General features: G+C 67.8%; 24 protein-coding genes. 16 read left to right on the top strand and 8 right to left on the bottom strand.

All coding sequences use genetic code 11. The features are described 5' to 3' along the window. Nucleotides 1-85 precede the first annotated feature (85 nt). The gene (recA, locus tag Y590_RS11995) at nt 86-1,165 is read left to right on the top strand and encodes a recombinase RecA (RefSeq protein WP_371688525.1); all 1,080 of its coding nucleotides are present in this window, start codon (nt 86-88) and stop codon (nt 1,163-1,165) included. Between the two features lie 81 nt (nt 1,166-1,246). Here recA and Y590_RS11990 read toward each other — a convergent pair whose 3' ends face one another. Continuing rightward, nucleotides 1,247-1,849 carry a glutathione S-transferase family protein gene (locus tag Y590_RS11990; RefSeq protein WP_060770040.1) on the bottom strand — a complete coding sequence of 201 codons (603 nt, stop codon included), beginning with the start codon at nt 1,847-1,849 and terminating at the stop codon, nt 1,247-1,249. A gap of 74 nt (nt 1,850-1,923) precedes the next feature. Between Y590_RS11990 and Y590_RS11985 the strand changes: the two genes are divergently transcribed. The 3 genes from Y590_RS11985 (at nt 1,924) to Y590_RS11975 (ending at nt 6,645) form a co-directional block, all read left to right on the top strand. Next, nucleotides 1,924-2,631 (top strand): helix-turn-helix transcriptional regulator, encoded by a 708-nt coding sequence (locus Y590_RS11985; RefSeq protein WP_060770039.1) that lies wholly within the window; start codon nt 1,924-1,926, stop codon nt 2,629-2,631. Nucleotides 2,632-2,725: 94 nt separating this feature from the next. Next, nucleotides 2,726-5,401: an alanine--tRNA ligase gene (alaS, locus tag Y590_RS11980; RefSeq protein ID WP_060770038.1), complete on the top strand. Its 2,676-nt coding sequence runs from the start codon at nt 2,726-2,728 to the stop codon at nt 5,399-5,401. A 182-nt stretch (nt 5,402-5,583) separates the two neighbouring features. Further along, nucleotides 5,584-6,645 (top strand): zinc-binding metallopeptidase family protein, encoded by a 1,062-nt coding sequence (locus Y590_RS11975; RefSeq protein ID WP_060770037.1) that lies wholly within the window; start codon nt 5,584-5,586, stop codon nt 6,643-6,645. Between the two features lie 38 nt (nt 6,646-6,683). On the opposite strand, the gene Y590_RS11970 is transcribed toward Y590_RS11975, so the two are convergent. Beyond that, on the bottom strand, nt 6,684-7,292 hold the full coding sequence (locus Y590_RS11970; RefSeq protein ID WP_060770036.1) for a YqgE/AlgH family protein: 609 nt from the start codon (nt 7,290-7,292) through the stop codon (nt 6,684-6,686). Between the two features lie 124 nt (nt 7,293-7,416). On the opposite strand from Y590_RS11970, the gene Y590_RS11965 reads away from it, so the two are divergent. Next, entirely contained in the window at nt 7,417-7,899 is a 483-nt protein-coding gene (locus tag Y590_RS11965; RefSeq protein WP_060770035.1) for a peroxiredoxin, read from the top strand. A gap of 130 nt (nt 7,900-8,029) precedes the next feature. Here the strand turns inward: Y590_RS11965 and thrB are convergent, their stop codons facing one another. Continuing rightward, nucleotides 8,030-8,995 carry a homoserine kinase gene (thrB, locus tag Y590_RS11960; RefSeq protein WP_060772268.1) on the bottom strand — a complete coding sequence of 322 codons (966 nt, stop codon included), beginning with the start codon at nt 8,993-8,995 and terminating at the stop codon, nt 8,030-8,032. Between the two features lie 97 nt (nt 8,996-9,092). Continuing rightward, a complete protein-coding gene (ispH, locus tag Y590_RS11955) occupies nt 9,093-10,115 on the bottom strand; it encodes a 4-hydroxy-3-methylbut-2-enyl diphosphate reductase (protein WP_003600714.1) in 1,023 nt (340 codons plus the stop codon). A gap of 341 nt (nt 10,116-10,456) precedes the next feature. On the opposite strand from ispH, the gene Y590_RS11950 reads away from it, so the two are divergent. The 3 genes from Y590_RS11950 (at nt 10,457) to Y590_RS11940 (ending at nt 14,846) form a co-directional block, all read left to right on the top strand. Beyond that, a complete protein-coding gene (locus tag Y590_RS11950) occupies nt 10,457-12,355 on the top strand; it encodes a monovalent cation:proton antiporter-2 (CPA2) family protein (protein ID WP_060770034.1) in 1,899 nt (632 codons plus the stop codon). After that, nucleotides 12,348-13,793 carry an MATE family efflux transporter gene (locus Y590_RS11945; protein ID WP_144439969.1) on the top strand — a complete coding sequence of 482 codons (1,446 nt, stop codon included), beginning with the start codon at nt 12,348-12,350 and terminating at the stop codon, nt 13,791-13,793. The genes Y590_RS11950 and Y590_RS11945 overlap by 8 nt, the downstream gene beginning before the upstream one ends. A gap of 270 nt (nt 13,794-14,063) precedes the next feature. Further along, a complete protein-coding gene (locus Y590_RS11940) occupies nt 14,064-14,846 on the top strand; it encodes a DUF937 domain-containing protein (protein ID WP_060770033.1) in 783 nt (260 codons plus the stop codon). A gap of 265 nt (nt 14,847-15,111) precedes the next feature. On the opposite strand, the gene Y590_RS27310 is transcribed toward Y590_RS11940, so the two are convergent. The 3 genes from Y590_RS27310 to Y590_RS11925 all read right to left on the bottom strand — a co-directional run bounded on the left by Y590_RS27310 (nt 15,112) and on the right by Y590_RS11925 (nt 16,888). Beyond that, the gene (locus tag Y590_RS27310; protein WP_060770032.1) at nt 15,112-15,219 is read right to left on the bottom strand and encodes a hypothetical protein; all 108 of its coding nucleotides are present in this window, start codon (nt 15,217-15,219) and stop codon (nt 15,112-15,114) included. Nucleotides 15,220-15,637: 418 nt separating this feature from the next. Further along, a complete protein-coding gene (locus Y590_RS11930; RefSeq protein ID WP_060770031.1) occupies nt 15,638-15,901 on the bottom strand; it encodes a DUF3072 domain-containing protein in 264 nt (87 codons plus the stop codon). A 99-nt stretch (nt 15,902-16,000) separates the two neighbouring features. After that, entirely contained in the window at nt 16,001-16,888 is an 888-nt protein-coding gene (locus Y590_RS11925) for a branched-chain amino acid aminotransferase (RefSeq protein WP_060770030.1), read from the bottom strand. A gap of 244 nt (nt 16,889-17,132) precedes the next feature. Between Y590_RS11925 and Y590_RS11920 the strand changes: the two genes are divergently transcribed. The 7 genes from Y590_RS11920 (at nt 17,133) to Y590_RS11890 (ending at nt 22,697) form a co-directional block, all read left to right on the top strand. After that, nucleotides 17,133-17,696: a MarR family winged helix-turn-helix transcriptional regulator gene (locus Y590_RS11920; protein ID WP_502689510.1), complete on the top strand. Its 564-nt coding sequence runs from the start codon at nt 17,133-17,135 to the stop codon at nt 17,694-17,696. After that, nucleotides 17,696-18,424, top strand: coding sequence for a response regulator (locus tag Y590_RS11915; protein WP_060770028.1), 729 nt, complete (start codon nt 17,696-17,698; stop codon nt 18,422-18,424). Before Y590_RS11920 ends, Y590_RS11915 begins: the two co-directional genes overlap by 1 nt. A 7-nt stretch (nt 18,425-18,431) precedes the next feature. Continuing rightward, nucleotides 18,432-19,838 carry an ATP-binding protein gene (locus Y590_RS11910; protein WP_060770027.1) on the top strand — a complete coding sequence of 469 codons (1,407 nt, stop codon included), beginning with the start codon at nt 18,432-18,434 and terminating at the stop codon, nt 19,836-19,838. Nucleotides 19,839-20,022: 184 nt separating this feature from the next. Further along, nucleotides 20,023-20,214, top strand: coding sequence for a hypothetical protein (locus Y590_RS11905; protein WP_060770026.1), 192 nt, complete (start codon nt 20,023-20,025; stop codon nt 20,212-20,214). 121 nt (nt 20,215-20,335) lie between these two features. Beyond that, complete coding sequence (locus tag Y590_RS11900) at nt 20,336-21,517, top strand: pyridoxal phosphate-dependent aminotransferase (protein ID WP_060770025.1); 1,182 nt, start codon at nt 20,336-20,338, stop codon at nt 21,515-21,517. A 181-nt stretch (nt 21,518-21,698) separates the two neighbouring features. Then, nucleotides 21,699-22,112 (top strand): DUF1236 domain-containing protein, encoded by a 414-nt coding sequence (locus Y590_RS11895; protein ID WP_060770024.1) that lies wholly within the window; start codon nt 21,699-21,701, stop codon nt 22,110-22,112. A 294-nt stretch (nt 22,113-22,406) separates the two neighbouring features. After that, on the top strand, nt 22,407-22,697 hold the full coding sequence (locus Y590_RS11890) for a hypothetical protein (RefSeq protein WP_060770023.1): 291 nt from the start codon (nt 22,407-22,409) through the stop codon (nt 22,695-22,697). Nucleotides 22,698-22,703: 6 nt separating this feature from the next. On the opposite strand, the gene mscL is transcribed toward Y590_RS11890, so the two are convergent. Continuing rightward, a complete protein-coding gene (gene mscL / locus Y590_RS11885; protein WP_060770022.1) occupies nt 22,704-23,129 on the bottom strand; it encodes a large conductance mechanosensitive channel protein MscL in 426 nt (141 codons plus the stop codon). 413 nt (nt 23,130-23,542) lie between these two features. On the opposite strand from mscL, the gene Y590_RS11880 reads away from it, so the two are divergent. Continuing rightward, nucleotides 23,543-24,250, top strand: a complete 708-nt coding sequence (locus Y590_RS11880; protein ID WP_060770021.1) for a sigma-70 family RNA polymerase sigma factor — start codon at nt 23,543-23,545, stop codon at nt 24,248-24,250. The last annotated feature ends 36 nt before the right edge of the window (nt 24,251-24,286 follow it).

The raw sequence follows: 24,286 nt of genomic DNA, 5'->3' as shown, positions 1-24,286 counted from the left end.
ACGAAATCCTTCAGCTCCGGCGGATTGAGCGCCGTGCCCCTCCCATGCATAAGGAAGCCTTGCGATGGCCCAGCCTGCGCTGAAGATGGTGGATTCCTCGACAATGGCAGCAGCCGACAAGGACAAGGCCAAGGCGATCGAGGCTGCGCTGACGCAGATCGAGCGGGCCTTCGGCAAAGGCTCGATCATGCGCCTTGGCAAGAACGACAAGGTGCAGGAGGTCGAGACCATCTCCACGGGCTCGCTCGGCCTCGACATCGCGCTCGGCGTCGGCGGCCTGCCGCGCGGCCGGGTGGTCGAGATCTACGGGCCCGAATCGTCGGGCAAGACGACGCTCGCGCTCCACACCATCGCCGAAGCGCAGAAGAAGGGCGGCGTCTGCGCCTTCGTGGATGCGGAACACGCCCTTGACCCGGTCTATGCGCGCAAGCTGGGCGTCAACCTCGACGACCTGCTGATCTCGCAGCCCGATACCGGCGAACAGGCGCTTGAAATCACCGACACGCTGGTGCGTTCCGGTGCGATCGACGTGCTGGTGGTCGATTCGGTCGCCGCGCTGACCCCGCGCGCCGAGATCGAGGGCGAGATGGGCGAGAGCCAGCCGGGCCTCCAGGCCCGCCTGATGAGTCAGGCCCTGCGCAAGCTCACCGGTTCGATCTCACGCTCGAACTGCATGGTGATCTTCATCAACCAGATCCGCATGAAGATCGGCGTGATGTACGGGAGCCCTGAGACCACCACCGGCGGCAACGCGCTGAAGTTCTACGCCTCGGTCCGCCTCGACATCCGCCGCGTCTCGACGCTGAAGGACCGCGACGAGGCCATCGGCAACTCGGTGCGCGTCAAGGTCGTCAAGAACAAGGTTGCGCCGCCCTTCAAGCAGGTCGAGTTCGACATCATGTTCGGCGAAGGCGTGTCGAAGGTCGGCGAGTTGATCGATCTCGGCGTGAAGGCCGGCATCGTCGAGAAGTCGGGTGCGTGGTTCTCCTACGACAGCCAGCGCCTCGGCCAGGGCCGCGAGAACTCCAAGGGCTTCCTGCGCGACAACCCCGACATCGCCAACAAGATCGAGGCCTCGATCCGGCAGAACTCGGGACTGGTCGCCGACCGGATCCTCGAGACCGCCAAGCCGACCGCCGACGATCTCGACGAAGGCGAGGCTTAAACCGCCCCGCGCCATGACGTGAAGGACGAAGCCCGCCGCGAGCGATCGCGGCGGGCTTTTTTCTGCGCGGGCGGACCGTGCTCAGGCCGCCGCGTGCCGCGCGTCGAACTCGGCCGCGAAGCGGGCGCCGGGCCGGTCCGTGCAGCGATCGACCCAGGCGTCCAGAGCCGGCTCGCCGGGCTTCCCGAACCACGCATAGGGCGAGTGCAGCAGGAGGTCGGCGGCACTGAAGTGGTCACCGAGAAGGTATGGCCGATCCTTCAGCGCCGCGGCGAGCCGCGCCTTGATCTCGGCGCTGGTGCGGAAGGTGCGCGCGAGGGCGGGATGATCGAGACCGATCGCCTCGAGCGTGAGGACCGGCTCGACGACGCCGGCGTACCAGCCAAGCCAGCCGAGATAGGCGCCGCGCTGCGGATGACCGGTGGGAATGCCCAGACCGGTCTTGGGGAACAGCTCGGTCAGGTACTGGATGATCGCGCTCGACTCCCGCACCAGGACGCCGTCGTGATCGAGGAGCGGCACCTTGCCTTCCGGGTGGGGGTTGAGTGCGTCGCGCACGCCCGAACCGTCCATGCGCGGGATCGAGACGCATTCGATCCGCACCGCGTCGTGCGCGTCGAGTTCCTTGAGGAGCGCGACGATGCGGGTCGAGCGGCTCCGGGGGGCGTGGAACAGCGTGATCATCGGGGGTCTCTGGCTGGCGGGTCGGCAAGCGAGGGTGTAGCCCAGGGCACCTGTCAGTTTCCGTCAGTTGGGCGATGGCGCGAACCGATCGACTGTTCCGGCTGCTTCAGGCGATGCGCATCCTGCCCGCGCCGGTCACCGCCGCGAGGCTCGCCGAGGAAACCGGTGTCTCGCTGCGCTCCCTCTATCGCGATATCGACAGCCTGCGCGCCGCCGGTGCCCGGATCGAGGGCGAGCGCGGCTACGGCTACCGTCTGATCGAGGACGTCGCCCTGCCGCCGCAGACCTTCGATCGGACGGAGATCGAGGCGCTGGTGCTCGGCCTCGCCGAGGTCCGCCAGATGGGGGACCCGGCCCTCGCCCAGGCCGCCGCATCGGCGCTCGCGAAGGTGGCCGCTACCCTGCCCGACCGATCCGAGACGTACCTGCTCCACGCGGTCTCGCAGGTGCGCCGCTTCGAGGCCCGCTTCTCCAAGATCCCCGACATGGAGACGATCCGGGCCGGGTGCTGGCGGGAGGAGGCCCTGGCGCTGCGTTACGCCGACAAGGACGGCACGGTCACCAAGCGGAAGATCCTGCCGCTCTCCATCGTCTATCTCGACAGCAAGATGACACTGCTGGCGTGGTGTTGCCTGCGCGAGGCGTTCCGCATGTTCCGGCTGGATCGCATCGAAGCGGTGCAGATGGCGGGCACGAGCTTCCGCCCGCGGCGGGTCACGCTTCTGCGCAGCTACCTCGCCGAACTGAGGGGTAGCGCTCGGCCGCGTCATGAGCCGACGTGACTCGCAAAGCTTGGGCCCGTATGAGGGCGCGAGACTGACCGCCGTGCTGTCCTCAGCCGGCTCCCCGACGCGACATGATGTTCGAGCCTATCCGATGAGCGGCGTCAACGAGATCCGATCGACCTTCCTGGACTACTTCCGGGATGCCGGGCACACGGTGGTGCCCTCGTCTTCGCTCGTGCCGAAGAACGATCCGACGCTGATGTTCACGAACGCCGGCATGGTGCAGTTCAAGAACGTCTTTACGGGGGTCGAGAAGCGTCCTTACGTCAAGGCGACCTCCTCGCAGAAATGCGTCCGCGCCGGGGGCAAGCACAACGACCTCGACAACGTCGGCTACACCGCCCGGCATCACACTTTCTTCGAGATGCTCGGCAACTTTTCGTTCGGCGACTACTTCAAGGCCGACGCGATCGAGCTGGCCTGGACGCTGATCACCAAGGAGTTCGGCCTCTCGCCGGAAAAGCTCCTTGTCACCGTCTACGCGGACGACGAGGAGGCCGCGGGCCTGTGGCGGAAGATCGCCGGCTTCCCGGACGAAAAGATCATCCGCATCGGCACCTCCGACAACTTCTGGCAGATGGGTGATACCGGCCCCTGCGGCCCGTGCTCGGAAATCTTCATCGACCAGGGCCCGACGCTGGCGGGCGGACCGCCCGGTTCTCCGGACGAGGATGGCGACCGCTTCCTCGAATTCTGGAACCTCGTGTTCATGCAGTACGAGCAGGTCGAGCCAGGGGTGCGCAACCCCCTGCCCCGGCCCTCGATCGATACCGGCATGGGCCTGGAGCGGATGGCCGCGATCCTCCAGGGCGTCCACTCGAACTACGACACCGATCTGTTCCGCGCGCTGATCGATGCGGTGGCCCACGCCGTGTCGCGGGCGCCGGAGCCGTCGACGCGCGCCTCCTACCGCGTCATCGCCGACCATCTGCGCTCGACCTCGTTCCTGATCGCCGACGGCGTGCTGCCCTCGAACGAGGGCCGCGGCTACGTGCTGCGCCGGATCATGCGGCGCGCCATGCGCCATCTCGAACTGCTCGGCGCCCGCGATCCCGTCATGTACCGCCTCGTGCCGACCCTGGTGCGCGAGATGGGGCAGGCCTTCCCCGAACTCGCCCGCAGCGAGGCGCTGATCTCCGAGACTCTCCGTCTGGAAGAAGGCCGCTTCCGCAAGACCCTGGAGCGCGGCCTCGCCATCCTCGACACCGAGACCCGCGATCTCGCGGCCGGCCAGAACCTGTCCGGCGAGACGGCTTTCACGCTCTACGACACCTACGGCTTCCCGCTCGACCTGACGCAGGACGCTCTGAAGGCGCGCGGCATCGGCGTCGATACGCAGGCCTTCGACGCGGCGATGCAGCGCCAGAAGCAGGCGGCGCGGGCCGCCTGGCAGGGCTCGGGCGAGGCCGCGACCGAGACGGTCTGGTTCGGGATCAAGGAGCGCACCGGCGCCACCGAATTCCTGGGATATGACACGGAAGCGGCCGAGGCCGTCATCGGCGCCCTGCTGCGCGACGGCAGCGAAGTCGAAACCCTGAAGGCGGGCGAGAACGGCATCGTCGTCGTCAACCAGACCCCGTTCTACGGAGAATCCGGTGGTCAGGTCGGCGATTCCGGCACGATTTCCGGCCCCGGCCTTCGGGCGCGTGTCACCGGGACGGAAAAGAAGCTCGGCGACCTGTTCGTGCATCACGTCACGGTCGAGGAAGGCACGCTCGCCGTCGGGGCGGCGGTGGAACTGAAGGTCGATCACGCGCGCCGCGCCGCGATCCGCGCCAACCACTCGGCGACCCACCTCCTCCACGAAGCCCTGCGTCAGGTGCTCGGCGATCACGTCGCGCAGAAGGGCTCGCTCGTCGCGCCCGAGCGCCTGCGCTTCGATATCAGCCACCCCAAACCCATCGACGAGGCGGAGTTGAGCCGCGTCGAGGAGATCGCCAACGCGGTCCTGCTTCAGAACGCGCCGGTGGTCACCAAGCTGATGGCGGTGGACGAGGCGATCGAATCGGGCGCCCGCGCCCTGTTCGGCGAGAAGTACGGCGATGAGGTGCGCGTCGTCTCCATGGGCCGGCCCGTGGACGACGAGGGCCGCGAAGTCGAAGGCCGCCTGCCGAACTTCTCGATCGAGCTGTGCGGCGGCACCCATGTCTCGCAGCTCGGCGAGATCGGCCAGATCACCGTGCTCGGCGAGAGCGCGGTCGGCGCCGGCGTGCGCCGGATCGAGGCGATGACCGGGACCGCCGCCCGCCGCCACCGCGCCGCCGAGAGCCGCACGCTGAGCCAGCTCGCCGGCCTGCTCAAGGCGCCGGTCTCGGACGTGCCTGAGCGCCTCTCCACGCTCCTCGAGGAGCGTCGCCGGCTCGAGAAGGAATTGACGGATGCGCGCAAGAAGATCGCCATGGGCGGAGCTTCGGGCGGCGGCGACGAGGCCCGCGAGATCAACGGCGTGAAGTTGATGGCCCGGGTGGTCGAGGGCGTCGAGATGCGCGACCTGAAGGGTCTCGCCGACGAGGGCAAGAGCCGCCTCGGCTCCGGCATCGTCGCCCTGGTCGGCGTGTCCGCGGACGGCAAGGCCGGGCTGGTCGTCGGCGTCACCGAGGATCTGACCGAGCGCTACGATGCGGTCGGGCTGGTGCGCGCCGGTGCCGGCCACCTCGGCGGCAAGGGCGGCGGCGGACGGCGCGACATGGCCCAGGCCGGCGGTCCGGACGGCGCCGGAGCGGATGCCGCACTTGCCGCGATCGCGGAGGCCTTGGCCGCGGGCTGACCGGCCGTCGCGCACAGGCGGCGGGGGGGAACAAAAACATCATCGCTCACGGAACGGTGAGCGTGTTCGCGGCTTGGTTGGCCGCCACTCCCCGCCGCCTCCGAGCCTTGTGCCCGGCGCGTCCCGTTTCCCGATCCGGCCAGCGCCGGATTCGGGACAGGGCGTCAACGTCCCGTGAGCCGATGAAACTCTTTCGCTGCCAGTCCTGCGACAACATCCTCTATTTCGAGAACCGCTCGTGCGAGCGCTGCGGTCACCGCCTCGCCTACCTGCCCCAGCTCGGCCGCATCTCGGCCCTCGAGCCTGCGGGGGACAACGCCTGGACGCCGCTGGCGGCGCCGGAGCGCTCGAGCTTCCTCTGCACCAACGCCGCCCACGACACCTGCAACTGGATGGTGCCGCCGGGCACGACCGACGCTTTCTGCCTCGCCTGCCGCCATAACGGCACCGTGCCGGATGTGAACGACCCGGTGAATCTGGAGCGCTGGCGTGAGATGGAGCATGCCAAGCACCGGCTGTTCTACACCCTGTTGCGCTGGAACCTGCCGCTGAAGACCCGCGCCGAGGATCCCGAGCACGGCCTGATCTTCAACTTCCTGGCCGACCCGCCGGATGCGAACGGCCCCAAGGTGATGACCGGCCACGAGAACGGCGTCATCACTATCGCCCTGGTGGAGGCCGACCCGGCCGAGCGCGAGAAGCGCCGCGCCTCGATGGGGGAGCCCTACCGGACCCTGCTCGGCCATTTCCGCCACGAGGTCGGGCACCATTACTGGGACATCCTCGTGCGCGATGCCGGCAAGCTGGAGCCGTGCCGGGCAGTGTTCGGCGACGATTCGCAGGATTACGGCGAAGCGCTGAAGCGCCACTACGACCAGGGCCCGCCCGCGAACTGGCAGGACACGTTCGTCTCGGCCTACGCCACGACCCACCCGTGGGAGGACTTCGCCGAGACCTGGGCGCATTACCTCCACATCGTCGACACGCTGGAGATGGCGAGCGCGTTCGGAATGCAGGTCAACCCGAAATCCGATCTCGGGGGCGAACTCGCCGGGCGGGTGGATTTCGACCCCTACCGCGCCGATACGATCGAGCAGATCATCGACGCGTGGCTGCCCTTCGTCTTCGCGATGAACAGCGTCAGCCGGGCTATGGGTGAGGGCGACCTCTATCCGTTCGTGCTCGGTCCGGCCGTGGTGACGAAGCTCGGCTTCATCCACGACCTCGTGCACGGCCGCGTGTAAAAACGCCTCGCAATGATCGGCGACGGGCGGGCCTCGCGTCAGGCCCGCCCCGCCTCTGCCGAGAGCATGGCGGGATCGATGCCGATCGCCTTGAGCACCTGATCGTACTTGGTGCCGAGCCCCGGATCGAAGATCAGCTCGGGATCGGCCGGGCAGTTGAGCCAGCCATTGGCCAGAATCTCGTTCTCCAACTGGCCTGCCTGCCAGCCGGCATAGCCGAGCGCCAGAACGGCGTTCGAGGGTCCGCGCCCATCGGCGATGGCGCGCAGGATCTCCACCGTCGCCGTGAGGCAGACGCCCTCGTCGATCTGCAGCGTCGATTGATCGATGTGGAAATCGGCGGTGTGGAGCACGAAGCCGCGCTTGGCATCGACCGGGCCGCCCATCAGCACCGGCATGTGACCGACCCGCTCACGCAGGCGGATCGCATCCGCCTCGCTGGCGATGTCGAGTTGGATCAGGAGATCCGGCATGCTCAGATCCGCGACCGGCTTGTTGACGATGATGCCCATCGCCCCGTCCGCCGAGTGCGCGCAGAGATAGATCACCGAGCGCGCGAAGCGCTCGTCGCCGATCCCCGGCATGGCCACGAGGAACTGGCCGTCGAGATAGGCCGAGTCTTTGAGCGAGGGATCGGGCGTCAGCATGGAGCCTATGCTACTGCGGCGGCCGTCATTGATCCATAAGGTAAACGCGCACGCGGCGAGGCCGTGCCTCGACAGTCGCGCGAAGCGCGTCTAACGGTTCGTGGCTTTTGCGAGGAGAGCACGGATGACGATTCAGGTTGGCGATCAGCTGCCCCAGGCCACCTTCCGGGTGAACGGGCCGGACGGTCCGCAGGCCAAGACGACCGACGACGTGTTCAAGGGGCGCCGCGTCGTGCTGGTCGGCGTGCCGGGCGCCTTCACCCCGGCCTGCCACCGCAACCACCTGCCGGGCTTCGTCGCCAAACGCGAGGAGATCCTGGCCCGCGGCATCGATGCGATCGCCGTGACCTCGGTCAACGACATCTTCGTGCTCAACGCGTGGCAGCAGCAGAGCGGCGCCGAGGGCATCGAGTTCCTGGCCGACGGCAATGCCGAATTCGCCAAGGCGATCGGCCTGGAGATGGACGGCTCCGGCTTCGGCCTTGGCCCGCGCTCCCAGCGCTATGCGATGCTCGTGGATGACGGCGTGGTGCGGATCCTCAACGTCGAGGACACCCCGTCCAAGGCCGAGGTCTCGGGCGCCGAAGCGTTGCTGAAGGTGCTCTGAGCCACCGGACATGAGCCCTCCCCGGCACCGGGGAGGGTTCGACCGGCCTTGGTGTCGCTCACACGACTCCCGCCGCGCTGTCATTGCCAGAGCGAGAACGGTCAGAGACCGGGAGTTTTGTGAGGCACTCTTACTGCTGCCAGCCGTAGTCCCGCGCATCGGTCGCGGTGCGGTGGAAGGCGAGACGGCGGTCGTATTCCAGCGGGTCTTTGGGCTGCACTAGGGCGCCGGGCGGCACGTTGAGCCAGTCCACGAGGCGGGTCAGCATGAACCGCATGGCCGCGCCCCGCGCCAAGATCGGCAGCGCCGCGATCTCGGCCGGTTCGAGCGTCCGCACCGCATCGTAGCCCGCAATCATCGCACCCGCCTTGTCGCGGTGGAAGGTGCCGTCGGCCTCGAAGCACCACGCATTGAGGCCGATCGCCAAATCGTAGGCGAAGGCGTCGGTGCAGGCGAAGTAGAAGTCGATCAGACCCGAGAGGGTATCGCCGATGAAGAACACGTTGTCAGTGAACAGATCGGCGTGGATGACGCCGCTCGGCAGGCCCTGAGGCCAGGAGGCCTCGAGCCAATCGAGGTCGGCGCGGGTTCGGGCCGCGAGGCCGGGCGCCACCGTATCGGCCTGCGCTTGCGCCTGTACGAAGAGTGGGCGCCACGCCCCCACCGACAGATTGTTGGCGCGCACCATCGGAAAATCGCGGCCGGCGGCGTGGAGCCCGGCCAGCGCAGCGCCGAGCGCCCGGCAATGCTCGGCGTTCGGGCGGCTCAACGACACGCCTTCGAGGAAGGTGACGATCGCCGCAGGCCGGCCGCAGAGATGCCCGAGGGCGGTGCCGGCGCGGTTGCGGACCGGTTGCGGACAGGCGAGCCCGGCCCGTGCCAGATGGCCCATCAGGTTGATGAAAAAGGGCAGATCCGCCTCGTTCACCCGCTTCTCGTAGAGGGTGAGGATGTAGTTGCCCGTGCTCGTATGCAGGAAGAAGTTCGAGTTCTCGACGCCTTCCGCGATCCCCTTGTAGGAGAGCAAATCGCCGAGTTCGTATTCTCTGAGGAAGGCGCGCAGCGCCTCGTCGGATACGTCGGTGTAGACCGCCACGGTGCCGCTGCCGGTTTCGCGCAAGAGAAAGGGGCGCCGTGGGCGCCCCTGGAGGTCGTTCGGCCGGCCTGGCTCGGGGGCCGGCGCGTCGTCCGCCCTACTCGGCGGCTTCGCTGCGCAACTCGCGCGGCAGCGGGAAGGACATGTCCTCGACGGTGACCGACACCTGATCCACCGTCACGTCGAAGCGTGCGGCGAAGGCGTCGATGATCTCTTCGACCAGAACTTCCGGCGCAGACGCGCCGGCGGTGAGGCCGAGGCGGCGGATGTCCTTGAAGGCATCCCAATCGATCTCCTCGGCACGCAGGACGAGGCGGGTGATGGGACAGCCGGCCCGCTCGGCGACCTCGCGCAGGCGCTGCGAATTCGAGGAGTTCGAGGAGCCCACCACGATCAACGCATCGACCCGCGGCGCGACTTCCTTGACCGCTTCCTGGCGGTTGGTGGTGGCGTAGCAGATGTCGTCCTTGTGCGGGCCGTGGATGCCGGTGAACTTGGCCTTCAGCGCCTCGACGATATGCTTGGTGTCGTCGATCGACAGGGTCGTCTGCGTCACCCAGGCCAAAGCCTGGTCGGCCGGCGGGTTCAGAGCATCGATCTGGTCGATGTCCTCGACCAGGGTGATCGACCCCTTGGGCAGCTGGCCCATGGTGCCGACGACTTCCGGGTGACCGGAATGGCCCACGAGCAGGACGTGGCGCCCGCGCTTGTGATGGATCTCGGCCTCGCGGTGGACCTTGGTCACCAGCGGGCAGGTCGCGTCGATGGTGGTGAGGCCGCGCGCGTCGGCGTTCTGCGGCACGGTCTTGGCGACGCCGTGGGCGGAGAAGATGACGGGGGCGCCGCTATCGGGCACCTCGTCCAGCTCGCGCACGAACACGGCGCCCTTCCGCTTCAGGGTCTCGACCACGTATTTGTTGTGGACGATCTCGTGGCGGACGTAGACCGGCGCTCCGTAGATCGCCAGCGCACGCTCCACCACGTCGATGGCGCGCACCACGCCGGCGCAGAAGCCACGGGGGGCACACAGGAGGATCTCCAGTGGCGGCTTGTCGCCCGTCACGGCCGGATGCGGGACCCGGTTCGGGTCGGCGGTGAGGTTGATGGTGTCAGCGCTCATGATCCGACGGATGTGGAGAGGGGTGGCCGGGTCTGTCAACAGCGGCCAGCCCGAAAGCCGCGACAGGCCTGCGCCTGTCCGTCGTCATTTGCTTAGCATACATGACGCGATCCGTGACACCCGCCATCCGCCCAGGGGGCCTGCATCCCGCTGCCTGTGGTAACAGTGCCGACTCGACGGCACGGCAAGGGAAGGCGCCGGGCATGTGACGAACGACACGCGAATCACCCTCGCCTCTTGTTTTGACATCGTCTTTTTCCGAAAGCCGGTGGCCACCTTTCGGGACGATGTCCTAAGGGGAGCCCTTCCCCCATCCGGAACCATCGAGGCAACGGGCTTTCATGGCGAGCGCCACGGACCACGCCAGCTTCCTGCCGCCGGTGCTGACCTTCCTGTCGGCGGCGGTGATCGGCGTGCCGCTCGTGCGCCTCCTCGGCCAGAGCGCGGTGCTGGGCTACCTCGTGGCCGGCGTCGTGATCGGCCCGGCCGGCTTCTCCCTGATCGCCGAGCCCGAGACGGCGGCCAGCGTCGCCGAGATCGGCGTGGTGCTGCTGCTGTTCATCGTCGGGCTCGAACTCGAAATCTCCCGGCTCGTCTCGATGCGGCGCGACATCTTCGGGCTCGGCGCCGCGCAATTGGCGCTGTGTTCGCTCGTCATCGCAGGTGCCGCTCTCGCCTACGGCCTGACGCCGGCCGCGGCGAGCGTCGTCGGCATCGCCATCGCGCTCTCGGCCACCGCGGTCGCACTCCAACTGTTGGAGGAGCGCGGCGATCTCGGCTCACCCTATGGCGGGCGCTCCTTCGCGGTGCTCCTGTTCCAGGACATCTCGGTGGTGGCGATCCTGGCGCTGCTGCCGCTGCTGGCATCGGCCGGCGCCACGCCGAAGGACGGCTGGGTCGACGAGGGCCTGCGCTCCACCGGCCGCGCGGCGGTTGCGGTCGCGGGCGTGGTGCTCGTCGGGCGCTACGGCCTGAACCCTTTCTTCCGCCTGCTCGCGGCGGCGGGCGGACGCGAGGTGATGACGGCGGCCGCGCTCCTCGTGGTGCTCGGTACGGCGCTGGTGATGGAGAAGGCCGGCCTCTCCATGGCGATGGGCGCCTTCCTCGCGGGCGTGATGCTCGCCGAGTCGAACTTCCGCCATCAGCTCGAGGCCGATATCGAGCCGTTCCGCGGCATGCTGCTCGGTCTGTTCTTCATGAGCGTCGGCATGTCGATCGACGGCGGCCTGCTCACCAACCACTGGCTGGCGCTGCTCGCCGCGACCATGGCCGCGATCGCGGTGAAGATCGCCCTGGTCGCCGGGCTGTTCCGCCTGTTCGGCTCGCCCTGGCTCGACGCCCTGCGCGGCGCGGCAGTGCTGGCGCCGGCCGGTGAGTTCGCGTTCGTGATCCTGCCGGCGGCGGGCGACCTGCGCATCCTCGCCTCGGACGTGACCCGCTTCTGCGTCGCGCTCGCCGCCCTCACCATGCTGGTCGGACCCATCGCCGCCAAGGGCCTCGACGCTCTCATCGCCCGCCGCCCGAAGGAAGCCGAGCCGCCCTCCGACGTCGGCGAGGCGCAGGAATCCGGCGACACCCGCGTGCTGGTGGTGGGATTCGGCCGCTTCGGTCAGATCCTGGCGCAGGTGCTGCTGGCGGAGGGCATCAACATCACCGTCATCGACAAGGACGTCGAGCAGATCCGCAACGCCACGAGCTTCGGCTTCCGGATCTATTACGGCGACGGCACCCGGCTCGACGTGCTGCGCGCCTCCGGCCTCGCCAAGGCGGACTTGATCTGCGTCTGCATCGACGACGCGCCGGCCGCTTTGAAGATCGTCGACATCGTCCACGAGGAGTTCCCGAACGTGCGCACCTACGTGCGGGCCTATGACCGCACGCACGCCATCGAACTCATGAACCGCGACGTCGATTTCCAGCTTCGCGAAACCGTCGAGTCCGCCCTCGGCTTCGGCCGCGCCACCCTGGAGAGCCTGGGACTGCCCGCCGAGGCCGCCGCGCGGCGCGTCGAGGATGTGCGCAAGCGCGACGTCGCCCGCCTCGTGCTCCAGCAGGCGGGCGCGATGCCGGACGGCTCCGGCTGGCTGCGCGGCACGCCGGAACTGCGGCCCGAGCCGCTCACCGCCCCCAAAAGCCCCTCGCGAGCGCTGAGCGCCGAAACCCGCGGCCTGATCGAGCAGCAACCGCACGAATCCGCCGCCCGCGCGCTCGAAGCCGAGGATACCGAGCCGAATGCCTGAGGCGGGCACAGGCGCCATGCCGGAGCGAGACAGGGGCGCGGCGCGCTTCGTTTCGGGCTCGATCCTGCGTCACGTCGTCGTAATGAGCGCGACCGGCTCCGTCGGCCTGATGGCGATCTTCGCCGTCGATCTGCTGTCGCTGTTCTACGTTTCGAAGCTGGGCGATCCGGCCCTCACCGCCGCCGTCGGCTTCGCCTCGATCATCCAGTTCTTCGCCATCGCCTTCAATATCGGCCTGATGATCGCAGCCGGCGCCCTGGTATCGCGGGCGATCGGAGCGAACGATCCGGCCGACGCCCGGCGGATCGCGACTTCGGTCACCGTCCATTGCGTGATCGCCTCGGCTTTGTTGGCTGCCCTCCTGCTCGCCGGGCTCGACCCGCTGCTCTCCGCCATCGGCGCGGAGGGGCACACCCTCGACGTCGCCCGGCGCTATCTCTGGATCAGCCTGCCGTCGAACCTGCTGCTCGGGCCGGGCATGCTGTTCACCGGCCTCCTGCGCGCGGTCGGCGCGGCGCGGGAGGCGATGTTCGTGACGCTCGGCGGCGCCGTCATCACCGTCTTCGTCGATCCGCTGCTGATCTTCGGCCTCGGACTCGGCGTGGACGGAGCGGCGCTCGCGGTCTGCGTGGCCCGCGTCACCTTCGTCGCCGTCGGCTGGGTCGGCGTCCGCCGCTATCGGCTGCTCGAAGCGCCCCGCCTCACGGCCGTTATCGGCGATCTGCCGCTGGTGACCCGGATCGCCGGGCCGGCGGTGCTCACCAACCTCGCCCCCTCGATCGCCAGCGCCTTCGTGGCGCACGCGCTGTCCGGCTTCGGGCCTCCGGCGATCGCCGGGAACGTGGTGATCGAGCGCCTCGCCCCGGTCGCGTTCTGCGGGCTGTTCGCGATGTCGGGCTCGATCGGCCCGATCCTCGGCCAGAACTGGGGTGCCGGGCGCTTCGACCGGATGCGGGGCGTCCTGCGGGTCGGCACGGGGGTGACCGCGCTCTACGTCGTCGTCGTCTGGCTGCTCCTCACCCTGGCGCGGGCGCCGCTGGCCGGTGCCTTCGAACTTCAGGGCGTGGCGGCCGATCTGTTCGCCTTCTTCTGTCTGGTGAGCGGTCCGGTCTGGTTCTTCAACGGGCTCCTGTTCCTCGCCAACGCCTCGTTCAACAATCTGGGCTTCCCCTTCCTCTCGACCCTGCTGAACTGGGGCCGGGCAACGGTGGGCACCGTTCCGCCCGCGCTCGTGGGGGCGGCATGGTACGGGCCGGAGGGGGTGATCGCCGGCACCGGCCTCGGCTCGATCGCCTTCGGGGTAGCTGGCCTCGCCCTCGCCTTCCGCACCGTGGGCCGGCTGGAACGCGGCATGAGCGTGGCGGCAGGACCCGCACCCGAGCCACCCTCCGCCAACGAGGCGGTGCAGGCCGCCCCCTCGAGCGGGATGTCGTTGTAGCCCGAAAAGCGACGGTGGAAGCCGATGCAGGCTGATCGTCCGCTATTCCAAGGGAAATCGCCGCGGAATCGGGGTTATCGCTGGCCAGCCTCGCCCGGTTGCGACACACTCTCGGCTGAGGCCGTTCCGGCGAGCCTTCGGACGTGAGTGTCGGTGGTCACCACCGGCGCGTCCGGAATGAGGATGGGCTCGCATCATGGACGCGTTGTCATGGCGAGGCCCAGAGGCGTTCGGCACCCGGATCGTTGCTGCTCGCTGAGGCGCCCGGCCATGTACACGATGTTCGACATCCTGCAGAGCCAGGGCGACGCGAGCGTGCGGGCCTTCGGGCAGCAGTTCGGTCTCTCGCCGGAGCAGACCCGCCGCGCCATGGAGGCGCTGCTGCCGGCCCTGTCGATGGGCATGCAACGCAACGCTGCGGCCGATCCGATGGGGTTCGGGCGCATGTTCGGGCTCGGCCAGCCGGGAAAAGCGCCGCCACAGGCCGGTGCGGATCTGTTTTCGGGGCTGTTCGGCTCACCCATGATCGCTCAGGCGGTGATCCAGCACGCATCGGCGGCGAGCGGCGTCGGGAGTCAGGCCCTCAGGCAGATGCTGCCGGTCATGGCTGGTATGATCGTGGCCGGCATCGTCCACCTGCTCCTCAATCCGCCTGCCGGGGCGCCGGCCGCCGAGCCCCCGCCCTCCGCCTACCCAGTCGGCACGCTCTGGACGGACTGGCTCAACGGCCTCACCGCCGCGGCGGGACAGATGGCCTCCCCTTCCCCGCCCGCGGCGCGCAAGCCCGAGCCGCGACCGGCCGTCCGTAAGGCAGAGGCGGCACCGGCACCGGATGCGACCAAAGCCTCGATGGAAGTGATCCAGCAGATGCTCCAGACCGGAGCCGAGGTTCAGGAGCAGAACGTCAAGGCGATGAAGGACGCGTTCGACGCGTTCTGGAGCCAGCCGAAGCCGGAGGATACGAAGCCCGAAGCCGGAGCTGCTCCGGCCCCCTCCCCGGCCGCCGGGAGGGAGCCGGCTTCCGCCAAGCGCAAGCCGGTCGGGCCGAAATAGGAAATCGTAGGACTTCTGGTTTCGCCAGGCTCAGCAGACGCTCGCCATCTGAGGGCGCGCGGCAGGGATCTGCTCGCCCTCGCTTCATCCACGACGGTTCACGCGGCCATTGGCAACGGATACGGCCTCCGCCTGATCGAAGCCGGGGCCCGACTCGCTCAGCCCGCGCTCTGCCCCAGGAGACGCCCCCTCGTGCCAACACGGCGCGGAATCACGCACAAGCCCGAATCCACCATCCCGAAGTGATCGACTGTATTTCGCGTCACTACTCGAACTTGATGCGTTCGACGACCGCCGCCAGAAAGTCGGCCAGGACGGTTCCGTACGCACGGAAGGCGCCGATGACCGCCATCCCGATGAAGGTGCTGACCAATCCATACTCAATGGCAGTCGCCCCCGACTCATGACGCGCGAAGCGGATGAGAGACCGGGACAAACCCGAGGTGGGTTCCGGGACGGGCGCGGATGGAGGAAGCAAAGACACGGCGCATCGTCCCGGACATTCGGCAATGGCATGATCCTGCCAGCCTGAACTTGCAGCGAGCTTAAGGGGATCGAAGAAAGCGGGGACATTCCCCGCCGACCTGTCTCTTTCGACAGCCGATTCGTCCGCTGACGGAGCGACGGGCGATGGATCGCTGAACGTGTGTCCCCGCCCCATCGCCCTGCGGCCCCAGGGCCGCCTCATCCCGCGAAACGTTCGAGCATCGTCGCGAAAGTCGCCCAACGCCTTCCGGGACGAGATGGGGCTCTCGCCCAAGTCAGGCTTTCCCAACTCAGGCCTTCCCAAGTCAGGCTTTGCCGGTGTCCTTGCGCAAGGCGTCGATGCGCTTGGAGGCCTCCGCCTTGTCGAGGTCGGCCTCGAAGGCTTCCGGTGCCTTGGCCTGCTCGGACAGGGTCTTGAGGTAGGATGCCTGCGCGCCCGTCATCGGCTCCGCGCCGGTCGTCCACTCGTCGGGATCCTTGATCCGGTTCGACTCGTCGGTCGGATCGACCTTCGGGTTCTCGGCCGCAGCTTGGTCCTTGGTGGTTTTGTTGGTCGTCTTGCCGGTCATCGAGACACCCTTCGTTCATGGATTGTTCCAAAAACGCAGGGCGCTCCGCTAAGTTCCGGGCACCGTTTGACGGGCCCGGAACCGTCGATCATGCGATCCTCAGGCGGCGGCCGCCCGCGGCTGCACCTCGGCGAGATAGTCGTCCATCAGCGTCTTGGTCAGCGCCGCCGGCGTGAAGCGATAGGGGCCGATCTCGGAGACCGGCGTCACCTCGGCGGCCGAACCGGTAATGAAGCACTCGGAGAAGCCGGTCATCTCCTCGGGGCGGATGCGCCGCTCGATCACTTCGACTCCGCGGCGCTTGGCGAGCTCGATCACGGTCTGGCGGGTGATGCCGTCGAGGAAGCGGTCGGCCTGAGGCGTATGGAGCACACCGTCGGCGATGAAGAAGACGTTGGCGCCGGTGCATTCGGCGACGTTGTCCTCCCAGTCGAGCATCAGCGCGTCGGCATAACCCTTGTTCTCGGCCCGATGCTTGGAGATCGTGCAGATCATGTAGAGGCCCGCCGCCTTCGAGGTGGAGGGCGCCGTGCGTGGATCGGGCCGGCGGTAATCGGCGATGTCGAGGCGGATGCCCTTCATCTTGGTCGCCGGATCGAAGTAGCTCGGCCATTCCCAAGCCGCGATGGCGAGATGGATGGTGTTCTTCTGCGCCGCGACGCCCATCATCTCCGAGCCGCGCCACGCCACGGGGCGCAGGTAGGCGTCTTGGAGGCCGCTGGTCGCCAGCACCTGAGCCTTGGCTGCCTCGATCTGATCGACCGAGTACGGAACCTCGAAATCGAGGAGCTGGGCCGAACGGCGCAGGCGCTCGGAATGCTCGCGGCTCTTGAAGATTCGGCCGCCATAGGCCCGCTCACCCTCGAACACCGACGAACCGTAGTGGAGGCCGTGGCTGAGCACGTGGATTTTCGCCGCGCGCCAAGGCACCATGACGCCGTCGAACCAGATCGTGCCTTCGCGCTCATCGAAGGGAATCACGGACATTTCTCGAAGTTCCTCTGCGCGGCCTCGGCAATGCGCGGGGTCGCGGGGTGGGGCAGGAGCCGGTGCGCGGGCGCGTGGACCGTCCGAGGGACGGCGCACCGAGCGAATACCGGCAGGCTTGACGGGTAGCAACGGGGCTGAGATATGTCAACAACACTGACTTATCTTCCCGAGGCTTCCAGGGCTGCCCGAAGCCTTGCGATCGACCGACGTCCTACGAGGTTTTCACGACGTGAGCCGTGCGATGACGCCAGACGCCGACACGGCGCTACAAGCTTCCTGTGAAACTCCTCGCCCAGCTTGCCACGAGACGGGGGGTGACAGCGACGATTTGATCGAGCTTCTGTTCTTCGCCTATCGCGATTTCGTCGGTGATCCCGACCGGATCCTGGCGCAGTACGGCTTCGGCCGGGCGCATCACCGGGTGCTTCACTTCGTCGATCGCTATCCCGGCCTCACCATCGCCGAACTCCTCGATATCCTGCGCATCACCAAACAGAGCCTCAACCGGGTACTCAAGGATTTGATCGATCAGGGCTATGTCGAGCAGCAGACCGGCACGAGCGACCGGCGCCAGCGGCTCCTGTTCTGCACCCCGTCCGGCCGGGCGCTGACGGCCGACCTGACGCGGGTTCAGGTCCGCCGGATCGTGCGGGCGCTCGACGCGCCCTCCGTGGACGACGAGGCCGAGAGCGGACGCGAGGCCCGAGCGGCCTCCGCCCAGGATTTCCTGCTCGCGATGATCGAGCCGGCCGAGCGCGCCGCGATCCGTCGGCTGATGGCGCGCCGCACGACGGGGCGCGCCTGATGTCGGCCGAAAGCGCCCTCAAGGCGCGCCCCGAGCTTCCCGACCACGCGCCCCACATCCTACTGGTCGATGACGACCGGCGGGTGCGCGAACTCCTGTCCCGCTTCCTCTCGGAGCAGGGTTTCCGGGTCACCGCCGCGGCGAACGCGGCCGAGGCGCGCAGCCGTGGCCAGTGCTTCGTGTTCGACGCGCTCGTGCTCGACGTGATGATGCCCGGCGAGAGCGGTTTCGATTATGCCCGCTCGGTGCGCGAGACCTCACGCGTGCCGATCCTGATGCTGACGGCCCGCTCCAACCCCAACGACCGGGTCACGGGCCTGGAGATCGGCGCCGACGACTATCTGCCCAAGCCCTTCGAGCCGCGCGAGCTGATCCTGCGGCTCAACAACATCATCCGCCGCCACGCTGCCCTGCCGGATGCCCGTTTCTCGGGCGAAGGGGCTGTCAGCTTCGGCCCCTTCAGCTTCCGCGCCGACCGGGGTGAGCTGCGGCGCGAGAACGAGCCAGTGAAGATCACCGAGCGCGAGCGCGAAATCCTGACCATGCTGTCCCAGGCGCGCGGCGGCAATGTCGAACGCGAGACACTCGCGGGCAACGGCGGATTGGCAGCCGAGCGCACCATCGACGTGCAGATCAACCGTCTGCGCCGTAAGATCGAGCCGGACCCGGCCAATCCGAGCTTCCTGCACACCGTTCGCGGCGTCGGCTACCGCCTCGCCATCGATTGAGGCCTTCATGGCGGCCCCCGTCCGCCCCTCCGCGACCGCACCGTCTCGAACCGGCACCCTCGCCGGGGCGTTCGGTCGCGTTCGGAAAATCTGGCGGCGCCTCAGCCGCGCCATCGGCGACGCCTTGCCGAAGGGCCTCTACGCCCGCTCGCTGATCATCATCATCGCGCCGATGGTGCTGCTGCAATCGGTGATCGCCTACACCTTCATGGAGCGGCACTGGCAGCTCGTGACCCGCCGGCTGTCGGCGGCCGTGACCGCCGACGTCGCTGCGCTGATGGACATCTACGAGTCCTATCCGCAGGACCGGAACGCGGAGACGCTCTCGCGCATCGCCGGGGAGCGGCTGAACCTCGACATCGACATCCTGAAAGGCGCCAAGCTGCCGAATCCGGGGCCGCGCCCGTTCTTCTCGATTCTCGACGAGGTCTTGTCGGAAGAGATCCGCCGTCAGATCCGCCGCCCGTTCTGGATCGACACGGTGGGGCGCTCGAACCTCATCGAGATCCGCGTGGCGATCCCCGAGGGCGTGATGCGGGTCACCGCCCGGCGCAATCAGGCCTACGCCTCGAACTCGCACATCTTCCTGCTCTGGATGACCGGATCCTCGCTGGTGCTGCTCGGCGTGGCGATCCTGTTCCTGCGCAACCAGATCAAGCCGATCCTGCGGCTGTCGGCGGTGGCCGAGGGGTTCGGCAAGGGCCGCGAGATCGAGTTCAAGCCTCGCGGCGCCCGCGAGGTCCGGCAGGCCGGGCACGCCTTCATCGAGATGAAGCGCCGCATCGAGCGCGCCATGGAGCAGCGCACGGCGATGCTCAACGGGGTGAGCCACGACCTGCGCACCATCATCACCCGCTTCAAGCTCTCGCTCGCCCTGGTCGAGCAGACGCCGGAGGTGGAGGATCTCCAGCGCGACGTGGACGAGATGAGCCGGATGCTCGAGGGCTATCTCGCCTTCGCGCGGGGTGATTCCGCCGAGACCGCCGCCGAGACCGACATGCGAACCGTGCTGGAGGATCTGCGCAGCGACGTCGAGCGGCTCGGCGCCCATGTCGAGGCGGTGGAGATCGAGGGCAGCCCGCTCGTCACGGTGCGGCCCGATGCGATGCGCCGCTGCCTGTTCAACCTCGCCGCCAACGCCGCCCGCTATGCCGACACCGTGGCGATCTCGGGCAAACGCGAACATCGCGCCTTCCTCGTCGCGATCGACGACGACGGGCCCGGCATCCCGCCGGAGAGCCGCGAGGACGTGTTCAAGCCGTTCGTGCGTCTCGACGATGCGCGCCAGGATGCCGGCGGCTCCGGGCTCGGTCTCGCCATCGCCCGCGATATCGCTCGGGCGCATGGCGGCGATGTCAGCCTGCACGACAGCCCACTCGGCGGATTGCGGGCGACGGTGCGCATCCCCGCCTGATCGAAACGCTCACCTGATCGAAACGCTTGCCCGACCGAAACACTTGCGCGACCGAAACCCTGGCGGATCGATCGGAGATTCTGAAGCTGCGGGAGTTTCCTCCGGCGGAACGGCGATGCTAAGACCGCTTCGCATTATTCTTCGGGCCGCGCTGCGGTCCCTCAACGAACGCGAGTGACGTCGAATGAACCCGCTGGTGCCGCTTTCCGTCGTGCTGCTCCTTCCGATCGCAGCCGTCTGCGCCGTTCTCTTCACGGATACCGGGATCGAGCCGGCCCTGTTCTACGCAGCGGTCAAGACCTTCGCGATCCTGTTCGTCGTCGGCGGCGCGATCTCCTTCGCCGCGAGCCGCCTCGCCGCGCGCACCCACGGCTGAGCATCTCTCACGAAACGCCCGCCGCTCGGCCGTGCCCCATGAGGCACTTTCGGCAAACGGGCGTTTCGTGAGGCGCTGCCGAATCCCGGCACCGACCGGCGTCTGACGGAAGGTCGAGGCCATGCTGCGTGTCGTGCCCTCCTTCGATCGGATCGGCGAGGAGAACGCCTTCGCCGTTCTCGCCCGTGCGAGCGCGCTCGCGGCGCAGGGCCGCGACATCGTCAATCTCGGCATCGGCCAGCCCGACTTCGCCACGCCGGCCCATATCGTCGAGGCCGGCATCAAGGCTCTGCGCGACGGCCATCACGGCTACACGCCGGCCATCGGCATCCCTCCGCTCCGTGAGGCGGTGGCGCGGGACCTCCATCGCCGCCACGGAGTCGAGGTCTCGCCCGATGCGGTGATGATCGTGCCGGGCGGCAAGGTCACCATGTTCATGGCGATCCTGATGTTCGGCGAGCCCGGTGCCGAGATCCTGTATCCCGATCCAGGCTTCCCGATCTACCGCTCGATGATCGCGTTCACCGGGGCAACCCCGGTGCCGGTGCCGATCCGCGAGGCCAACGGCTTCGCCTTCTCGGCGGAGGAGACACTCTCGCTGATCACGGAGCGCACACGCCTCCTGATCGTCAACTCGCCGGCCAACCCGACCGGCGGCGTCACGCCGAAGGCCGAGATCGACGCCCTCGTGCGAGGTCTCGCCGCCCATCCGGGCATCGCGGTGCTGTCCGACGAGATCTACGGCTCCATGACCTATGACGGGGAGGCGCATGTCTCGCTCCTCGCCTATCCCGAGATCCGCGACCGGCTGATCGCGCTCGACGGCGCCTCGAAGACCTACGCGATGACGGGGTGGCGGCTCGGGTGGTCGGTCTGGCCGAAGCCGCTCTACGACGCCGCCCGCAAGCTCGCCGTGAACTCCTTCTCCTGCGTGAACGCCGCCACGCAATGGGCCGGCATCGCCGCCCTCGACGGACCGCAGGACTGTGTCGCCGCGATGGTCGCCGCGTTCGATCGGCGTCGAAGCCTCGTCGTGGACGGGCTGAACGGCTTGCCGAACGTCTCGTGCATCACGCCCAAGGGCGCCTTCTACGCTTTCCCGAACATCGCTCGCACGGGGTGGAAGGCCAAGTCCCTGGCGACCGCGCTATTGGACGAAGCCGGCGTCGCGGTGATCGGCGGCCCTGATTTCGGCGTGCACGGCGAGGGCTACCTTCGGCTGTCCTACGCCAACTCTGCCGAGAACATCGCCCGGGCGCTGGAGCGGATGAACCGGTTCCTTTCCGACCGCGCGCCGGGCTGAGATCGAAAAATTCAATCGCGCCGGCGGCAGCTTTCGCGAGATCCGCCTCCTTTCCGGGCATCGAGGGGCAATCTCGGCCTTTCTCGATTTTCCATGCATCCGAATTCCAGGCTGCGGCGTTACTGGGCCATGCTTCGCTGCGTCGGCTCGCAGCGGACCTCACAACGACGGAGATCCTCGCATGAAGATCAAGACCCTTCTCGCCGCTTCGGCCATCGCCCTCGCGCTGCCGATGGCAGCCCAGGCTCAGGGTACCCTGCGCGGTGCCGAACGTGGCGCCCAGGAAGGCTCCGATGCGGCTGGTCCGATCGGCGGCATCGTCGGTGGCGCGGTCGGCGCGGCCACGGGCACGATCGGCGGCATCCTCGGCGTCGAAGATCGCCCGCGCTTCCGCTCCTATGTCCGCGAGCGCAACGTCCGCTCCTACGATTATGACGGACGCGTCGTCGTCGGCTCCACCCTGCCGTCGTCGGGCGTGACCTACTACGAGGTCCCGAACGACTACAACGTGACCCGCGGCACCCGCTACACCGTGGTCAACGACCGTCCGGTGCTCGTGGATGGCCGCCACCGCATCATCGAAGTGCTCGACTAAGCACGCGCTTCACGAGCCGCTCCACAAAGAGCGGCTTCGTCCGGCCCCGGCAGACTCTGCCGGGGCCGTTTTCATGTTCCGGCCCTTGGTTCCACAGTGCACATCACGGTTTCGGCGGACCTGAGCCGTCCCTCGACGCACGTCGCTCGGGCGCGACAGCCCTCTCCTCGAAGATCAATGTCCGATCAGACGCCGTGATGCTGTCGCGGGGATGCGAAGACATCGGACGCAACGCTCCAGGTGTTTGCCCGTTTATCCGTCCAAGATGGTGTTTGCGCCCGAGCAGGACTGACGATGACCGGCCCCGATACGACGCCCGAAACCCTTCCCGAAAACCCGCCGCTACCGGAGTCGGTCCGTGACCATCTCGGTCATGAACTCCGGAGCGTCTACACCGAGCCGGCGCCAGAGCCGCGCTTCCTCGGCGACGAACCCACCGTGCCGCAGGAATTCGAGCCGCAGCTCCGCCGGCTCGAAACGCGGCTGAAGACGCACGAGGAAGGCACCGAGGCCGTCGAACAGGCCCTCGACCGGATTCTCGATGCCTTCGGCGTCACGCCCGACGCCAGTGATCCGAAGAAATAGACCGGTTCATACCCGTCGCGCCGCCAGCAGGTCCCGGATCTCACCCAAAAGCTTCACCTCGGCCGGCACCTCGGCCTCGGGCTTCGGCTTGGCCTCCTCCCGGGATTTCAGGGCGTTCATGGCGCGGATCACCATGAACAGCACGAAGGCGATGATGGTGAAGTTGACGGCGAGCGTCAGGAACTGACCGTAGCCGATCACCGCTCCGACCTTCTTCGCCTCGGCATAGGGCAGGCCCGCCTGCACCTTGGAGGACAGCGGGATGTAGTAGTTCGAGAAATCGAGCCCGCCGGTCACTGCGCCGATGATCGGCATGATGACGTCCTGAACCAGCGAATTGACGATGGCGCCGAACGCCGCGCCGATGATCACGCCGACGGCGAGATCGACCACATTGCCGCGCAACGCAAATTTCTTGAACTCTTCCAACATACTCGGGCTCCTCGAACCGCCGGCTCCGCCGCAGGCCGTTGCGTGCAAAGCTATGCCGCAGACGGTGGCCGCCAAGGGGAGCCGCGCCGATCGCCGGCTTGCGACGGGACGGCGCGGTCGGCTCCCCGCTTCGGTGCACATCCGCGCGGAGCGAACCAGTCCGACGCAGTTTAAACGGCTAAGCTGAAAATAGATCGCCGAGCGCCACAATCATTCGGCCGGCATCATGCCCCGATCCGGCAATCCTTCAGAAAAACTCCGAAACATATCTGAGGGTTGTGCCGGCGGTCTGCTCGGCCTGCTTGAACGGATTGGGGCTTTTTCCGTCGCCGTTTAGCATCAGTTCATTTTTCACTTGCTACCGAATGGTGACTACTTCAAACGCCCTGCCCTATCCCGAGGTGCCCTTTCGGATGCCCGACGAACTGATTCGCAGTGAATTGCCGGATGATCCCGGTGTAATACGGGTCGAAGCGGCAAAAGCCGTTCCGCGCCACTTGGCTCTCGCCTTGCGGGACTACTTCGATCTGGCGGAGCAAGCCCCGTTGCCGAGCCCGCTCGCTGCCCTGTTGCGACAGTTCGAGACGGCTCTCGCCGCCCATGGCGGGCAGGTCGAAACCATCTTCCGCGACGATCTGGTGAAGGCGCTACCGATGCTGCGCACCTTCGCGATCTCGCTCACCGCCAACCCGACCCGTGCCGACGATCTCGTTCAGGAGACGATGGTGAAGGCCTGGGCCAACCGGGAGCGATTCACGCCGGGCACGAACTTCACGGCCTGGCTGTTCACCATCCTGCGCAACCAGTTCTATACCGAGATCCGCAAGGGGCGCCGCGAAGTCGAGGATGCCGACGGCATCCACGCCGGGACGCTCACCGCTCACCCCGATCAGGAGCACGCGGCGGGACTGCGGATGGTGATGAACTTGATCGGCACCCTGCCGCTGCCGCAGCGGCAGGCGCTTCTGCTGGTCGGTGCCGAGGGCTTCACCTACGAGGAAGCGGCCGAGCAGCTCGGTTGCCAGGTCGGCACGGTCAAGAGCCGCGTCAGCCGCGCGCGGGCCTTCCTCGTCGATTCCTTCGAAGGTCTGCCGAACGGATTGTCGGCGGCACGGGCTTGACCCGCGCCGCCCTGGGCACCCGCATCGACCCGAGAG

This window comes from Methylobacterium sp. AMS5, assembly GCF_001542815.1.
Taxonomy (GTDB): Bacteria; Pseudomonadota; Alphaproteobacteria; order Rhizobiales; family Beijerinckiaceae; genus Methylobacterium.
This window is presented reverse-complemented; position numbering and strand designations above follow the sequence as displayed.

Excerpts from the sequence above, each read along its gene's own strand:
- recA (WP_371688525.1), top strand. The coding sequence starts at position 86 with ATGGTGGATTCCTCGACAATGGCAGCAGCCGACAAGGACAAGGCCAAG.
- Y590_RS11990 (WP_060770040.1), bottom strand. The coding sequence starts at position 1,849 with ATGATCACGCTGTTCCACGCCCCCCGGAGCCGCTCGACCCGCATCGTC.
- Y590_RS11985 (WP_060770039.1), top strand. The coding sequence starts at position 1,924 with ATGGCGCGAACCGATCGACTGTTCCGGCTGCTTCAGGCGATGCGCATC.
- alaS (WP_060770038.1), top strand. The coding sequence starts at position 2,726 with ATGAGCGGCGTCAACGAGATCCGATCGACCTTCCTGGACTACTTCCGG.
- Y590_RS11975 (WP_060770037.1), top strand. The coding sequence starts at position 5,584 with ATGAAACTCTTTCGCTGCCAGTCCTGCGACAACATCCTCTATTTCGAG.
- Y590_RS11970 (WP_060770036.1), bottom strand. The coding sequence starts at position 7,292 with ATGCTGACGCCCGATCCCTCGCTCAAAGACTCGGCCTATCTCGACGGC.
- Y590_RS11965 (WP_060770035.1), top strand. The coding sequence starts at position 7,417 with ATGACGATTCAGGTTGGCGATCAGCTGCCCCAGGCCACCTTCCGGGTG.
- ispH (WP_003600714.1), bottom strand. The coding sequence starts at position 10,115 with ATGAGCGCTGACACCATCAACCTCACCGCCGACCCGAACCGGGTCCCG.
- Y590_RS11950 (WP_060770034.1), top strand. The coding sequence starts at position 10,457 with ATGGCGAGCGCCACGGACCACGCCAGCTTCCTGCCGCCGGTGCTGACC.
- Y590_RS11945 (WP_144439969.1), top strand. The coding sequence starts at position 12,348 with ATGCCTGAGGCGGGCACAGGCGCCATGCCGGAGCGAGACAGGGGCGCG.
- Y590_RS11940 (WP_060770033.1), top strand. The coding sequence starts at position 14,064 with ATGTACACGATGTTCGACATCCTGCAGAGCCAGGGCGACGCGAGCGTG.
- Y590_RS11930 (WP_060770031.1), bottom strand. The coding sequence starts at position 15,901 with ATGACCGGCAAGACGACCAACAAAACCACCAAGGACCAAGCTGCGGCC.
- Y590_RS11925 (WP_060770030.1), bottom strand. The coding sequence starts at position 16,888 with ATGTCCGTGATTCCCTTCGATGAGCGCGAAGGCACGATCTGGTTCGAC.
- Y590_RS11920 (WP_502689510.1), top strand. The coding sequence starts at position 17,133 with ATGACGCCAGACGCCGACACGGCGCTACAAGCTTCCTGTGAAACTCCT.
- Y590_RS11915 (WP_060770028.1), top strand. The coding sequence starts at position 17,696 with ATGTCGGCCGAAAGCGCCCTCAAGGCGCGCCCCGAGCTTCCCGACCAC.
- Y590_RS11910 (WP_060770027.1), top strand. The coding sequence starts at position 18,432 with ATGGCGGCCCCCGTCCGCCCCTCCGCGACCGCACCGTCTCGAACCGGC.
- Y590_RS11905 (WP_060770026.1), top strand. The coding sequence starts at position 20,023 with ATGAACCCGCTGGTGCCGCTTTCCGTCGTGCTGCTCCTTCCGATCGCA.
- Y590_RS11900 (WP_060770025.1), top strand. The coding sequence starts at position 20,336 with ATGCTGCGTGTCGTGCCCTCCTTCGATCGGATCGGCGAGGAGAACGCC.
- Y590_RS11895 (WP_060770024.1), top strand. The coding sequence starts at position 21,699 with ATGAAGATCAAGACCCTTCTCGCCGCTTCGGCCATCGCCCTCGCGCTG.
- Y590_RS11890 (WP_060770023.1), top strand. The coding sequence starts at position 22,407 with ATGACCGGCCCCGATACGACGCCCGAAACCCTTCCCGAAAACCCGCCG.
- mscL (WP_060770022.1), bottom strand. The coding sequence starts at position 23,129 with ATGTTGGAAGAGTTCAAGAAATTTGCGTTGCGCGGCAATGTGGTCGAT.
- Y590_RS11880 (WP_060770021.1), top strand. The coding sequence starts at position 23,543 with ATGCCCGACGAACTGATTCGCAGTGAATTGCCGGATGATCCCGGTGTA.